The sequence below is a fragment of the Glutamicibacter endophyticus genome, from assembly GCF_048457885.1.
Taxonomy (GTDB): domain Bacteria; phylum Actinomycetota; class Actinomycetes; order Actinomycetales; family Micrococcaceae; genus Glutamicibacter; species Glutamicibacter endophyticus.
Map to the genome: position 1 here is coordinate 3,388,045 of NZ_CP174200.1, position 12,965 is coordinate 3,401,009.

12 protein-coding genes are annotated in these 12,965 nt (G+C 66.4%); 5 read left to right on the top strand and 7 right to left on the bottom strand.

Annotation, left to right across the window (positions count from 1 at the left end; genetic code table 11):
- Positions 1 to 5: 5 nt before the first annotated feature.
- Together ACJD00_RS15765 and ACJD00_RS15770 are read right to left on the bottom strand one after the other, a co-directional pair.
- Positions 6 to 812 carry an ECF transporter S component gene (locus ACJD00_RS15765; protein ID WP_418907842.1) on the bottom strand — a complete coding sequence of 269 codons (807 nt, stop codon included), beginning with the start codon at positions 810 to 812 and terminating at the stop codon, positions 6 to 8.
- Positions 813 to 902: 90 nt separating this feature from the next.
- On the bottom strand, positions 903 to 1,997 hold the full coding sequence (locus ACJD00_RS15770) for a nucleoside hydrolase (protein WP_418907843.1): 1,095 nt from the start codon (positions 1,995 to 1,997) through the stop codon (positions 903 to 905).
- A gap of 86 nt (positions 1,998 to 2,083) precedes the next feature.
- Here ACJD00_RS15770 and ACJD00_RS15775 point away from each other — a divergent pair, with 86 nt between their 5' ends.
- The 3 genes from ACJD00_RS15775 to ACJD00_RS15785 all read left to right on the top strand — a co-directional run bounded on the left by ACJD00_RS15775 (position 2,084) and on the right by ACJD00_RS15785 (position 5,305).
- Positions 2,084 to 2,671, top strand: coding sequence for a hypothetical protein (locus ACJD00_RS15775; protein ID WP_418907844.1), 588 nt, complete (start codon positions 2,084 to 2,086; stop codon positions 2,669 to 2,671).
- Between the two features lie 129 nt (positions 2,672 to 2,800).
- Positions 2,801 to 4,231 carry a PepSY-associated TM helix domain-containing protein gene (locus tag ACJD00_RS15780; protein ID WP_418907845.1) on the top strand — a complete coding sequence of 477 codons (1,431 nt, stop codon included), beginning with the start codon at positions 2,801 to 2,803 and terminating at the stop codon, positions 4,229 to 4,231.
- 51 nt (positions 4,232 to 4,282) lie between these two features.
- A complete protein-coding gene (locus tag ACJD00_RS15785) occupies positions 4,283 to 5,305 on the top strand; it encodes a CobW family GTP-binding protein (protein WP_418907846.1) in 1,023 nt (340 codons plus the stop codon).
- Between the two features lie 52 nt (positions 5,306 to 5,357).
- Here the strand turns inward: ACJD00_RS15785 and ACJD00_RS15790 are convergent, their stop codons facing one another.
- Positions 5,358 to 5,873: a VOC family protein gene (locus tag ACJD00_RS15790; protein ID WP_418907847.1), complete on the bottom strand. Its 516-nt coding sequence runs from the start codon at positions 5,871 to 5,873 to the stop codon at positions 5,358 to 5,360.
- 67 nt (positions 5,874 to 5,940) lie between these two features.
- On the opposite strand from ACJD00_RS15790, the gene ACJD00_RS15795 reads away from it, so the two are divergent.
- Together ACJD00_RS15795 and ACJD00_RS15800 are read left to right on the top strand one after the other, a co-directional pair.
- On the top strand, positions 5,941 to 6,729 hold the full coding sequence (locus tag ACJD00_RS15795; RefSeq protein WP_418907848.1) for a helix-turn-helix domain-containing protein: 789 nt from the start codon (positions 5,941 to 5,943) through the stop codon (positions 6,727 to 6,729).
- A gap of 112 nt (positions 6,730 to 6,841) precedes the next feature.
- A complete protein-coding gene (locus ACJD00_RS15800; RefSeq protein ID WP_418907849.1) occupies positions 6,842 to 7,483 on the top strand; it encodes a class I SAM-dependent methyltransferase in 642 nt (213 codons plus the stop codon).
- Positions 7,484 to 7,653: 170 nt separating this feature from the next.
- Here the strand turns inward: ACJD00_RS15800 and ACJD00_RS15805 are convergent, their stop codons facing one another.
- From ACJD00_RS15805 to ACJD00_RS15820, 4 genes are read right to left on the bottom strand one after another with little or no spacing between them, the layout of a single operon-like run.
- The gene (locus ACJD00_RS15805) at positions 7,654 to 8,487 is read right to left on the bottom strand and encodes a bifunctional allantoicase/(S)-ureidoglycine aminohydrolase (protein ID WP_418907850.1); all 834 of its coding nucleotides are present in this window, start codon (positions 8,485 to 8,487) and stop codon (positions 7,654 to 7,656) included.
- Positions 8,488 to 8,498: 11 nt separating this feature from the next.
- Positions 8,499 to 9,755 (bottom strand): DUF6986 family protein, encoded by a 1,257-nt coding sequence (locus ACJD00_RS15810; RefSeq protein ID WP_418907851.1) that lies wholly within the window; start codon positions 9,753 to 9,755, stop codon positions 8,499 to 8,501.
- Between the two features lie 2 nt (positions 9,756 to 9,757).
- Positions 9,758 to 11,380, bottom strand: coding sequence for a malate synthase A (aceB, locus tag ACJD00_RS15815; protein WP_418907852.1), 1,623 nt, complete (start codon positions 11,378 to 11,380; stop codon positions 9,758 to 9,760).
- 41 nt (positions 11,381 to 11,421) lie between these two features.
- Positions 11,422 to 12,807, bottom strand: a complete 1,386-nt coding sequence (locus tag ACJD00_RS15820; protein ID WP_418907853.1) for an NAD-dependent malic enzyme — start codon at positions 12,805 to 12,807, stop codon at positions 11,422 to 11,424.
- Between the last annotated feature and the right edge of the window lie 158 nt (positions 12,808 to 12,965).

The following is a 12,965-nucleotide window of genomic DNA, read 5'->3' on the forward strand; positions in this document are numbered from 1 at the left end:
GTTGCTTAGTTCCCGCTGCGTCGGCCCAGCACGCGGTAGCGGCGCACAAAATCAAAGCTACTAGTCAACCGGCCCGGCAGCGCGTAAACGAGCAGGGCGGCGATGAGGAAGACCACGGCCTTATCCCCGGGGTCGGAAATCAGCGCCTGCTTGGTGACCGCGGAAAACAGCGACTCGCCCATGGCCCGGAAGGTCGCCACGAGCGCACCGGTGCCCACCCCGGAGGTACCTCCGTAGACGAAGGCCGCCACCGGCGCGGAGATCACGCCGACGATCACGCCGCTGAGCAGACCGGCCACCGGGGCCAGGTAGATGCGGCGCAGCGCACCGAAACGGGCGGCGGTACCGGCGAGGAAACCAACGAGCGCGGCGCCAGCGGCGAAGGGCAACACGGTGGGAGCGAATAGCGACCAGATCAGCGTGCCCAGCACACCGGTGGCGGCCCCGGCACGGCGACCGGCGAGGAAACCGATGAGCACGGTACCAATGGAGTCCAGATACAGCGGCACCATCACCGAGCCAACGAACTGGCCCAAGATCACGTTCAGGGCCAGCGCCACCGGGATCAGGGTGAGCGTGGCGACCGGCACCTCGGGCAGTACCGCGGCCAGCAGCAGGATCGCGGCGGCAAGGTAGGCGACGAAGGTGGCCAGCGCGACGCCCTGCCCCAGCCCTTCGACCAGCGCGGTGGGTTGGGTGATGACCAGGGTGATGTAGGTGCCGACCAGCAGCAGCGTGCCGGCCACGGCCATCAGCCGGCGCGGTAGTGTGCCCCCGGCGCGGGCGTCGTCTATGGTCAGGTTCGATGACATGGGTACCTCTGATGCGTCGATGATGTGGCGGCATCCCCTGGGATACCGCCGTTCGGCAGGGTCTATGTCACCTCGACCCGGAAGCATAGTCTAGTCGATGCCTGCCCGCCCGGTCGGGGCGTTCAGACCCCGAGCCAGCGCCGCGAGCTTCATGCGCAGTTCGGCGAACCCGGCGGCCGGGTCGTTGGCGCTGAGCACCCGGGCGTTGGCCGGGCGACCCCAGAGCCCACGAAAATCGGCGACGGTGGTGCCAAAGAGCAACTGAGATTCGGTTTCCACCGCGACACTGGCCGGTCGTGTGGCGTAGTCCAGGGTGCCCACGGCAATCCCCGCGGCACAGTAATCGTGCACGTGGGCGATGTACCCCTGATCGTAGGCCCGATGAAATTCGAAGTAGAAACGCAGGGCATCGGAGAGGTAGCGCACCAGCGGATTCGAAGCGGTGCTTGTGGTTCCCTCGCCGTCTTCGGCGCGCACCAGTTCCGGTTCCGCGCAACCGGCCGCGGCGGCCAGCTCGGTCAGGAAGCTCGGCTGCATTTCGAATCGTTCGGTCTGCTCCAGCGGGCAGAGGATCGGCAGCTGTTCGTCCGGCAGCCCCTGCGCGGCGGCCCGGTCGTAGGCCGCAAAGACCTCGGCGGCGGCATGCGGGTCGACGTGCACATTCCATTCGGCCGTGGGGGTGGTGTTGCCCTGATAGTAGAAGGCCCCGCCCATGATCACCACGCGCTTCAGTAGCCAGGGCAGCCGCGGTTCGCGACGCAAGGCCAGGGCAAAGTTCGTCAACGGGGCGCAGAGCAGGGCGGTCAGCTCCCCCGGATGTTCGCGCGCGGCGCGCACCCAGACATCCACGGCGTCCTGGTCCTCGGTCGTGCCGGCCGGCTCGGGTAGCTGGGCGTATCCCACGCCCTGCGGTCCGTGGGTTTCTTCGGTGGTGACCAGCGGGATCTGCAGGGGTTGACGGGCCCCGATATACACCGGCACCTCGCCGCGGCCGCAAAGTTCGAGCAATGCCCGGTTATTGGCCGCCACCCTATCCGCATCCACGTTCCCCGGGGTACTGGTGACCGCCTCGAGTTGCACATGCTCGCAGGCGCAGAGGTAGGCCAACGCCAGCGCGTCGTCGATTCCCGTGTCGTTGTCCACCAGCAGGCGCACCGGTTCGGGTGCCTTGTTCATCGGACTCATCTCTTCCCCCTCGGCCGGGTCTGGACCCGTTGGTGACTATACCGGCCTTCCACCAAGACCCGCAGGTGATCTGGCATACTGAGCCCGTGCGACTCAGACCCTCCGCCCTGCTGCGTGCGCCGATCATCGCCGCGCTATGCGTGGGGTTCGCGGCGCTTTTTCACGCCGTGGGTGGCGGACCGGTACCGGATGCGGGTTTGCTTGTACTGCTGTCCGGGGCGCTGACCCTGGGAAACCTGTTGCTCGTCAGGCGTCATGCGCTCTGGCGCACCCTACTGGCCAGCGGCGCCGGCCAGCTTCCGCTGCATGCGGCGTTCGCTGCCGGGCACCGGGTGCCGAGCCTTGGCGCGGGCCATGCCCACGCCGTCGGTGAGCCGGTGCAGCTGGCGGTGCGCACCGCAACGGAGCACCCTCCCATGTGGTTGGCGCATATCGGGGCGGCTGTGGTCACCACCGCCGTCGTCGGCCTGGTCGATGGACTGGGGCGTTGCGCGCGACGGCTGGGTGGGCAGCTCATCCGGCGGGTTCTGCTGCTTTGGTTGCTGTGGGCGCTAGGCCGGGTGCCCCTCATCCCGCGTCTGCTCGCCCATCGACCGTTGTCCCGGCCGCGGTGCGGCTTAACGCACTGCGCGGATCCGGTCCGCGGCCCTCCAGCGCGTCCCAGATTTTCCTAATCCCTGCGGCTCGCACCACCGTCTCATGGCGGTATCGCGAGCCGTCTTCCCGCCGGGCCCCGCCCGGAGCACACCGTCTACGTCACTGGCCGAGCGCCGTGCCGTCGGACCGAAAATCTAGGATTCCTCATGTCGCCTACCTCGATGCCCTCGAGGCCCCTACCCGACTCCGCTACCCCCACCCCGAATGCCAGGGGCTGGTTTCCTGCCCTGTTGCGCCGCCTGCATTTCTACGCCGGGCTCTTCATCGGCCCGTTGATCGCCATCGTGGCGCTATCCGGGGCGCTCTACGCGCTGGCCGCGCCGCTGGAGAACGTCATCTACCGGGATGAGCTCTATAGTTCGGCACGCGGGCCGGCCCAGCCGCTGTCCGCGCAGATTGATGCCGCCAACACTTACCTGCAGACCGGAACGCCGGTCAAGGCCGTACGCCCCGCCATAGCCGAGGGACGGAGCACGCGCGTGCTGTACGCCGATGCGCAGGATCCCATGGGTGCCGACCGCGCCATCTTCGTCGACCCGGTCAGCCTTCAGATCACCGGCGACCTGCATTCCTATGGAACCAGCGGGGCGTTACCGATGCGGATCTGGCTCGATGGGGTGCACCGCAACCTGCACCTGGGCGAGCTTGGACGCGGCTACAGCGAAATGGCCGCCTCGTGGTTGGCCCCGGTGGCGCTAAGTGGCTTGGGCCTGTGGCTCTGGCGCCGCCGTTCACGGCGGCGTAGCACGCACCGGCCACCCGGCGCGCGGCGCGGCCTGCGCGCCACCCGCACGCTACACGCGAGGATCGGGGTCTGCGTCCTGCTTGGTGCGCTGTTCTTTTCCGCCACCGGACTCACCTGGTCCCACTATGCCGGTGGCAATATCGCCGCCGTGCGTGCCGAACTTGGCTGGACGGCCGAGCCGCTGAAGCTCACGGTGGGCGAGGCGGCCACCGATGCGGAGCATAGCGCGCATCATGGCGGCGGCGGGCATCTCGGCTCGAGTGTGGCACCCGAGCATTTCGATCACGTGTTGGCGGCCGCCCGGCAGGTCAATATCGACTCACCGGTGCTGGAGATCTCCGCGCCGGCCGATGAGCACTCGGGGTGGCGGGTACGCGAGCTCGACCGGCAGGTGCCCTCGGCGCTGGATTCGGTTTCGTTGGATCCGCAGACGCTCGCGGTGATCGACCGGGATGATTTTGATCGGTATCCGTTGATGGCCAAGCTTTCGAGCTGGGGTATCGCCCTGCACATGGGTGAGCTGTTCGGCCTGCCGAATCAGCTGTTGATGGCCGCCTTCGCCCTAGGCATCTTCGTCCTCTGCCTCTTGGGCTACCGCATGTGGTGGCAGCGCCGTCCGGCCGGGGTGGCCGGCGGCCTGGCGGCCGCCCCGCGCGCCGGGGCGTTACTACGCGCTCCGCGCTGGGCGATGGGAGTGAGCCTGCTGCTCGCTCTGGCGCTTGGCATCTTCCTGCCCTTGCTCGGCGTAAGCCTGCTCGGCTTCGTCCTTATCGACCTGCTGGTGCAAGGGCGTGCGCGGCGCCGCGCGAAACTTGCGAGTGATTCTCATTAGAATGGTGGCGGCCCGGCGTACGGGCCGCCACCGAGCAGAAAGGCAGGACCGTTGATTCCCGTCATCGCGCTGACCGGCCATTTGGGTGCCGGTAAGACCAGTGTGCTCAACCAGCTCCTGAGCCGCCCGGGCACCCGCGTCGGGGTCATTATCAACGACGCCGGGGCCATCAACGTCGACGCCGGGCTGCTCACCTCGCAGGTGGACGCGGCCGAGTCCATTGCCGGAGGTTGCGTCTGCTGCCTGAACGATTCCGGGCCGCTGGATGAGCTGCTCGAGAAGCTCAGCGCCCCGCGGCTACGGCTGGATGCGATCATCGTGGAAACCAGCGGGTTGGCCGACCCGGTGAATGTAGCCCAGCTGCTGCGCTTTTCGCAGGCCGAGAACGTGCGCTTCGGTGGAATCGTCGATGTCCTCGACGCCGTCGAACATGAACGGACCGTGGATACCGGCGGCCTGCCCCCGGCGCGGTACGCCGCTACCAGCTTGGTGCTGGTGAACAAGATGGATCTGTTGGAGCCCGCGGCGGCGACCGCGACCCTGGAGCGGATCACCGCCCGGGTGCGCGAACGCAATGCACTGGCTCCGGTGCTACCCATTGCGCATGCCGCGGTGGATCCGGAGCTCATTTTCGACGTGGCCAACGAGCAGGATCCCGAGGATCAACTGCCGCTGGCCGAACTGGCCCGCGCCAGCCATCATCGGCACACCCCGCACGTGCACGCGGTCACCGTCCCCTGCCCCGAGCCGGCCGATCCGGGGGCCGTGCTGGATCTGCTGGCTTCCCCGCCACCGGGGGCCTACCGGCTCAAGGGCGTGGTGCCGTTCCGGCTGGCCGGTGGCCGCCGCGCCCGCTACCGGGTCAACGTGGTGGGCCGCACGGTTCACTTCGAACCCCCGGGTCCGGGTGCCGACCCGAGCGAGGATGGGCTGGTCGCGGTGGGTATGGAACTGTGCGCGGAGGAAGCCAGCGCGGCCTTAGGTGTCGCGCTCAGCCCGAGCACGCAAGAACCTAGCGCACGGTCGCTGACGCGTCTGGAGCGCCAACTGATTCTCTCCGGCGGTGCCCGCTAAGGGCCGCGGTCCGGCTCTCATGCCGGCCCGCGGCCTACGGGGGTGAAATTTCTTAGCTTTGCACCGATTGCGCGGCGGCCCACTGTTCCACGCGCCGGTTGCTCTCCTCTTCCGAAAGATCCTCGACGCGGGACATGATCGACCAGCGCACCCCGTACGGGTCACGGATCGAGGCGAAGCGGTCGCCGGAGACGAAGGTGCTCAGCGACTCGCGGATCACCGCGCCGGCCGCCTCGGCCCGCTGCACCAGCTCATCGGCGTCGGCGCAGTACAGCCCCAGCGAGTAGCAGTCGTCGTCCCCCTCCGGGGCCGGTACGAGGTGGTAGTCGGGGTTGACCTCGCCAAGTTGCAGTCGGCCCTGGCCGAAGTCCAGCTCCGCGTGGACGATGATTCCGCCCATGTCGGTGGCGTTGACCACCCGGGCGCCGAAGACCGAACGGTAGAACTCGATGGCTTCGCGCACCGAGCGCAACGCCAGGAACGGGGTCAGGCTCGTGTAGCCCTGCGGGATACCGTCGGTGGTGTACGTGCCGCTAACGCCGCGGCGGGGCGTGTTGTTTGTTTCCATAACTCGACGGTACGTTGCCTTCAGGGGACGAGACTTGAAGATTTACGACAACCTGCGAAAGGGACCCATGGGCGACGTCGAGGACTTGCGCGGCATTCTGTACCCCACCCGTCTGCCGACCTTTCACCGGGAGCCGGCGCCCGCGGAGCTGACGGAGCTGATCCGTTGGTTCTGGATCCCACGCTGGGCCATCGCCCCGGGGCGTAGCTCGCGGCAGGAAGTCTTGCCGTTCCCGGCCTCGAACCTCGTGGTGCAGCCCCAGATGGTCAGCATCGCCGGCCCGACCACCGCAATCTCCCGCCGCGATCTCACCGGCACCGGATGGGCCGTGGGCGCGCTCCTACGGCCCGCGGCGCTGGCCTCGCTGAGGCTTGACCCGCAGGCGCTGCGCGATCGTGAAGAGCCGCTGGACGAGCCGGATCTGCATGCGGCGGTCTGCGCGGCCATGGACGAACCCGAGGAATCGGCCGCCCGGCGGCGGGCCGTGGCGGAATTTTCCAGTTGGGCCCGAGCGCGGCTGACCCCGCCCGATGAGGAGGCACGGCTGGCCAACACCATGGAGGAGCTGATCTCCACCGATCGCTCGATGATGCGCGTGGAACAAGTTGCCGACGCGCTGCACAGCAGCCCGCGCACGGTGCAACGACTGGCCCACCGATACATTGGGGTGCCGCCGTTGGCGATGATCCGACGGTACCGCTTGCAGGAAGCGGCCCAACGCCTCCGCGAAGAACCACAGCAGTCGCTGGCCGATCTGGCCGCCGATCTTGGCTACGCCGACCACGCCCATCTGACCCGTGATTTCCGCACGGTGCTGGGTTTCACCCCGCGTGGGTACCGCGGCAGCGACCAGTAACTGAGGCGGGGCCCTACGGGTTTTTGCGTGCCACGCAAGGATGCGCGCAGCACCGCCATCGGCGACGTACGCTGAATCCCACACCCGTTGATCCGAGAGGAAAAGTGGCCCCATGCATCAGCACCAGCACAGCGACGCCGTCATCAATCATCAAGACTTCTGGGAGCAGCACTACGGTGCCGCCCAGCGGATCTGGTCCGGTCGGGTCAACCCGCAGTTGGCCGAACTGGCCGGTGCGCTGCCGGCCGGCCGCTCGGTGGATCTAGGCTGCGGGGAGGGCGCGGACGTGCACTGGCTCGCCGCACGCGGCTGGGAGGCACTGGGCGTCGATATTTCTGCCACGGCTATCGAGCGGGCCCGCGCGGTGGCCGCCGAACATGAGCTGAGCACGGCGCGGTTCACGGCCGCGGATCTGACGGTTTGGACCCCGAACGAACATTTTGATCTGGTCACCGCCAGTTTCCTGCAGGCCCCTTTTGAGTTCTCGCGCAGCACGTTGCTGCGTCGGGCCAGCGAGCTGGTGGCCCCGGGCGGTCACTTGCTGCTGGTCTCGCACGGCTCTCGGCCGCAGTGGGCGCCGCAGCCGCAGGGCGGCTTCGAGTTCCCCACGCTGGAGGATGAGCTTCGGGCGCTGGCGCTGGATGAACAGCGCTGGGAGCTGCTCGTGGCCGAACGCCGTACTCGGGAGCTCACCGGGCCACGGGGCCAGCCGGGAACCACCGATGACAACGTGATCTTTGCCCGGCGCCGCTGAGCCACATCGGGCAGAAAGTAAAAAACCGGGGCCACGGCCCGGAACGAAGCGCACATCCCCGCCCCTCCCCGAGCAAAGAAACATCACTGGAACAAAAGAGGTTGGAGAGGAATGAGAATGGCGCGCCGTCCCGGGCCGTGGCCCCGGCGGTCTGAGATGAACCGGTCGTGCTACAGCACGATCTGGCGGTTCTGATCCTTGTAGAGCAGGTAGCGGAAGTTGCTCGGGCCACCGGCGTAGCAGGCCTGCGGGCAGAAGGCGCGCAGTGCCATGTAGTCTCCGGCTTCAACTTCGACCCAGTCGTCGTTCAGGCGGTAGACGGCCTTGCCCTCGAGCACGTACAGCCCGTGCTCCATCACGTGGGTTTCGGCGAAGGGAATCGAGGCTCCCGGTTCGAAGGTAACGATGTTCACGCCGAAGTCGTAGGACAGGTCCTCCGGATCGAGCATGCGGGTGGTGCGCCACTTATTGTCGGTGTCCGGCATGGCGCCCGGGGTGATGTCCTTCTCGTTACCGACCACGGCCTTCGGGGCCGGCACGTAGTCCAGGGCCTCGTAGCGCTTGCGGATCCAGTGGAAGGTGGCCAGCTCGGCGCCGTTGTTGTTCAGCGACCAGTTAGCGTTCGGCGGCACGAAAGCGAAGCCGCCCTCCTCCAGCACGTGCTCCTGACCTTCGAGGGTCAGGGTCAGCGACCCGCCCACGACGAACAGGAAGCTGGAGACCCCGGCCTGCGGTTCGGGCTTTGCGGCCCCGCCGCCCGGAGCGATCTCGACGATCACCTGGGAGAAGGTGGTCGGTCCGCCGGCGACCGGGCGGTTGAGCACCCAGGCGCGGGTGTTGGTGAACTCGGGGAACACGCTGGTGACGATATCGCGCAGCACACCCTTGGGGATCACGGTGTAGGCCTCGGTCACGATCGCACGATCGGTGAGCAGGTCGGTCTGCGGCGGGTGCCCACCATAGGTGTTGTAGTAGGCACTCTTGGTCTGTGCTTGGGCAGTCATCTGCGGTTCTCCTAGTTAGCGTGGGAGCGATTCAGTGCGATCGCTTCGAGTTCGTCGAGGGAAATCTGGGCCAGCTCGGTGACTTCCTCGGCGCTGACCGCACCGCAGGCAACGCCACGGTGGATATAACGGGCCAGCGCGCGGGCGGTGGCTGGCTCGTCCATAATGGCCGATTCGATCTTGTGCACGTAGTTGCGCAGTCGGGTCGCGGCGGCCTCAAGTCCTTCACGGAAGAACGCGAAGGTGGCAAGGTAGCGGGTGACCAGCTGGTTTTCGTGCAGGTCCCAGCCTTGGTAGATGCCGCGTTCGAGGTGACGACGGACCAAGCGGGCGTGCAGTTTCCAGGCGGCGGCCATATTCTCCGGGTCACCGGCGGGCAGGATATTGGTCGACCCGTCGGAGAGCTCGACCCCGGTGCCGGCCACGGCCACCTGCATGACATCCTTGGCGAAGTCGGCGACCGGGTGCTCCATGGACTGGTAGGCGGCGGCCACACCCAGCGAAGCGGAGTAGTCGTAGGTGCCGTAATGCAGCGAGATCACACGCCCGGCACCGGCGTGGATGAGGCGGGCCACCGGGTGATCACCCTCGGGCCCGATGATGACCTGCGGGGTTTCGATCTGCACCTCGAAGCGCAGCGAACCGGCCGGCAGGTTATGTGCCTGCTCGAGCTTCTCGGCGAGGAACACCATGGTGCTGACCTGCTCGACGGTGGTGACCTTCGGCAGCGTAATGCGCAGGCCCTCCGGCAGCGGTCCGTGGCTGGCCAGCTGGGAAACGAACAGATCTAGGGTGCGCACTCCGCGGGCCCGGGTGGGCTCCTCGAAGCACTTGAAGCGGGTGCCGATGAAGGCCGGGGCGCTTCCGTCGGCCACGGCGGCGGCGACGGCATCTGCCGCCGCCACCACTGCGGCGTCTTCTTCGGCATCGCTGCGCGTGCCGAAGCCGTCCTCGAAGTCGAGGCGCAGGTCTTCGATGGGCTCCTTGGTCAGCTTGGTGGTCACCAGCTCGGCCAGGCGCTGCGGCTCCTTGAGTCCCAGCGTGGTGGCCAGCTCGACCAAACCACGCGTGTCACCCACGGCGGCCAAAGCGTTGCGACCCCAGGTCGAAGGCAGCTCGGCAGTGTACCGGTCGGCCGGAATGTACACGGTGTGTACGGGCTGACGGTTACCGGTGTCCCCCGGGAACTGCTTAGCCAGCAGTTCGTCGGTGGAGGCTAGCTGTTCTTCGACCGCGGCCAAGGTTTGCTCATCAAAGACTGCACTCATCGTTACTTCACGGGCTCCTTATCCAACAATTCGTAGGCGGGGGTGGTCAAGAAGTCGGCGAAGTCCTCGTCACGGCCCGAGACCAGGGTGCCGATAAGCTCGGCGGCTGGCTCGTAGTAGGCGGCGAAGCGTGCCTCGTCGTTGACCTCTCCGCGCAGGCGCTCAACTTCCTCGGCGAGGATGTTGGCCACCAGTTCGGCGGTGATGGTGTTGCCGGTATCTTCGGCGACGACCTCGTTGCGGATCTGCTGCCAGATCTGCGAACGGGAGATTTCGGCGGTGGCGGCGTCTTCCATCAGGTTGTGGATGGCCACCGCACCGTTGCCCGAAAGCCACACGGCGGTGTAGGCCACTGCCACGTAGAGGTTGGCGCGCACGCCGGCCTCGGTGACCTTGCCCGGGGCGCTGGCCACGTCGAGCAGCTGCTCGGCGGTGACCTCAACCTCGGGGCGCTGCTTGTCGAGCTGGTTCGGCTTATCGCCCAGCACCGAGTCGAAGACTTCCTGACAGATCGGCACCAGATCCGGGTGGGCCACCCAGGAGCCGTCGAAGCCGTCGCCGGCCTCGCGGGTCTTGTCGGCGCGGACCTTCTCGAAGGCTGCGGCGGTGGTTTCCGGTTCGCGGCGGTTCGGGATGACCGCGGCCATGCCGCCCATGGCGAAGGCGCCACGCTTGTGGCAGGTCTTGACCAGCAGCTCGGTGTAGGCACGCATCATCGGGGCGGTCATCGCCACGTCGGCGCGGTCCGGCATGATGAAGGCTTCGCCGGCTTCGCGGAAGGTCTTGATCATCGAGAACAGGTAGTCCCAGCGTCCGGCGTTCAGCCCCGAGGCGTGATCGCGCAGCTCGTAGAGGAACTCTTCCATCTGGAAGGCGGCCGGGATGGTTTCGATGAGCATCGTGGCACGGATGGTGCCGTAAGGGATGCCCACGTATTCCTGAGCGAAGGTGAACACGTCGTTCCACAGGCGTGGCTCAAGGTAGTGTTCCATCTTCGGCAGGTAGTAGAACGGGCCCTGGCCGGTGGCGGTCAGGTGCTTGGCGTTGTGGAAGAAGTGCAGACCGAAGTCGACCAGGGCGCCGACGCCGGGCTTGCCGTCGATCAGCACGTTGTTTTCCACCATGTGCCAGCCGCGGGGGCGCACGACCACGGTGGCCAACGGCGCGTCGCTGCGCAGCTGGTAGGTCTTGCCTTCCTCGGAGGTGAAGCTCAGCTCGCCGCGGGCGGCGTTGGTCAGGTTGGCGACGGCGTCAATGACGTTGTCCCAGCTCGGGGTGGAGGCGTCTTCCAGGTCGGCCAGCCAGACCTTGGCACCGGAGTTCAGTGCGTTGATGGCCATCTTGGCCGGGGAGGCCGGGCCGGTGATTTCCACGCGGCGATCCTGCAGGGCTGCCGGAGCTTCGGCGACCTTCCAGTCACCGTTGCGGACCTCTTCGGTGGCCGGGTCGAAGTCGATGCGCTTGGCGGCCGAGTATTCGGCGCGGCGGGCGGCACGGGCGGCCAGCAACTCGTCGCGGGTGCCAGCGAACTTCTCATGCAACGCCTCGATGAAGGCGAGGGCCTCTTCGCTGAGGATATTCTCTGCCCCGTTCACCTCGGGGACTCGGGTTAGCGAGATACTCATGGTGCTCCTTTTGACCTCTTTTTAATCTGTTCCAGTGACTCTCAATGCTTATTCGACGCGCGAACCACGGCGGCGGCAACGTCGCCGGCGACCTGGGTATCGAACACCGACGGGATGATGAATCCCGGATTGAGTTCGTCCTGTCCCACCCGTGCGGCAATCGCGTCGGCGGCAGCCAGCAACATGGAGTCGGTGATGTCGGCGACTCCTGCATCCAGCAGCCCGCGGAAGAAGCCAGGGAAAGCCAGGACGTTATTAATCTGGTTGGGGAAGTCGCTGCGACCGGTGGCAACCACCGCCGCATGCCTACCCGCAACCTCCGGATCCACCTCGGGATCCGGGTTCGCCATGGCGAAGACGATGGCCTGGTCATTCATCGAGGCAATATCGTTTTCGTCCAGGACGTTTGGTGCCGAAACGCCGATAAATACGTCCGCTCCGGCCACGGCTTCCTTCAGGGAGCCGCGGAAATTCTCGGGGTTGGTGTTCTGCGCCAACCACACTCGGTGTTCGTCGGTGTAGGTTTCGTCGCGGTTGATCGCACCGCCACGGCCGCAGGCGATGATGTTCTTCGCGCCGCGGGCCTGCAAAAGCTGAATGATGGCGTTGCCGGCCGCTCCGACGCCGGAGACCACGATGCGCACCGAGCCGATGCTCTTACCCACGACGAGCAGTGCGTTCTGCAGGGCCGCCAAGGTCACGATGGCGGTGCCGTGCTGGTCATCGTGGAAGACCGGGATGTCGAGCTCTTCGCGCAGGCGCGCTTCGATTTCAAAGCAGCGTGGTGCGGCAATATCTTCGAGGTTCACTCCGCCATACACCGGGGCCAGGGCCTTGACGATGCTCACGATCTCGTCGGTATCCTGAGTGTCCAGGCAGACCGGCCAGGCGTCGACGTCGGCGAACTGCTTGAACAGTGCGGCCTTGCCTTCCATAACCGGCAATGCGGCGGCGGGGCCGATATTACCCAGGCCCAGAACCGCCGAACCGTCGGTAACCACGGCGATGGTGTTGCGCTTGACGGTCAGGTTGCGGGCGTCGGCGGGGTTTTCGGCAATGGCGAGGCAAACGCGGGCCACGCCGGGAGTGTAGGCGCGGGAGAGATCGTCGCGGTTGCGCAGGGCAACCTTGGGCACAACCTCGAGCTTGCCGCCTAGGTGCATGAGGAAGGTGCGGTCCGAAACATTACGAACCTTCACACCATCGAGGGCGTTCAGTGCATCGCGGACGGCTTCGCCGTGGGCGACGTCGGTAGTGTTGCACGAAACGTCAACCACCATGTGGTTGTGGTGGGACTCGGTTACGTCCAGGGCGGTGATATGGGCACCGGCGCGGCCGACGGCGGCCGCCAGTTCGCTGGTGGCTGTAATCGACGCGGGGGTCTCCACGCGCAAGGTCAAAGAATATCCAGGGCTTGGTGCAGCCATCAGTTCCTCCTACGAACGTTTTCCGTATAGTGGATACTAATATCTATAAAATGAAAAGGCAAGCACATTTTGTGGACCTGCTCACAACTCTGTCACAAAAAGTTTTCGGATCGTGGAAATCTGGCAGACTTTAGCGGTAATCTAGTTCCACGACGCCT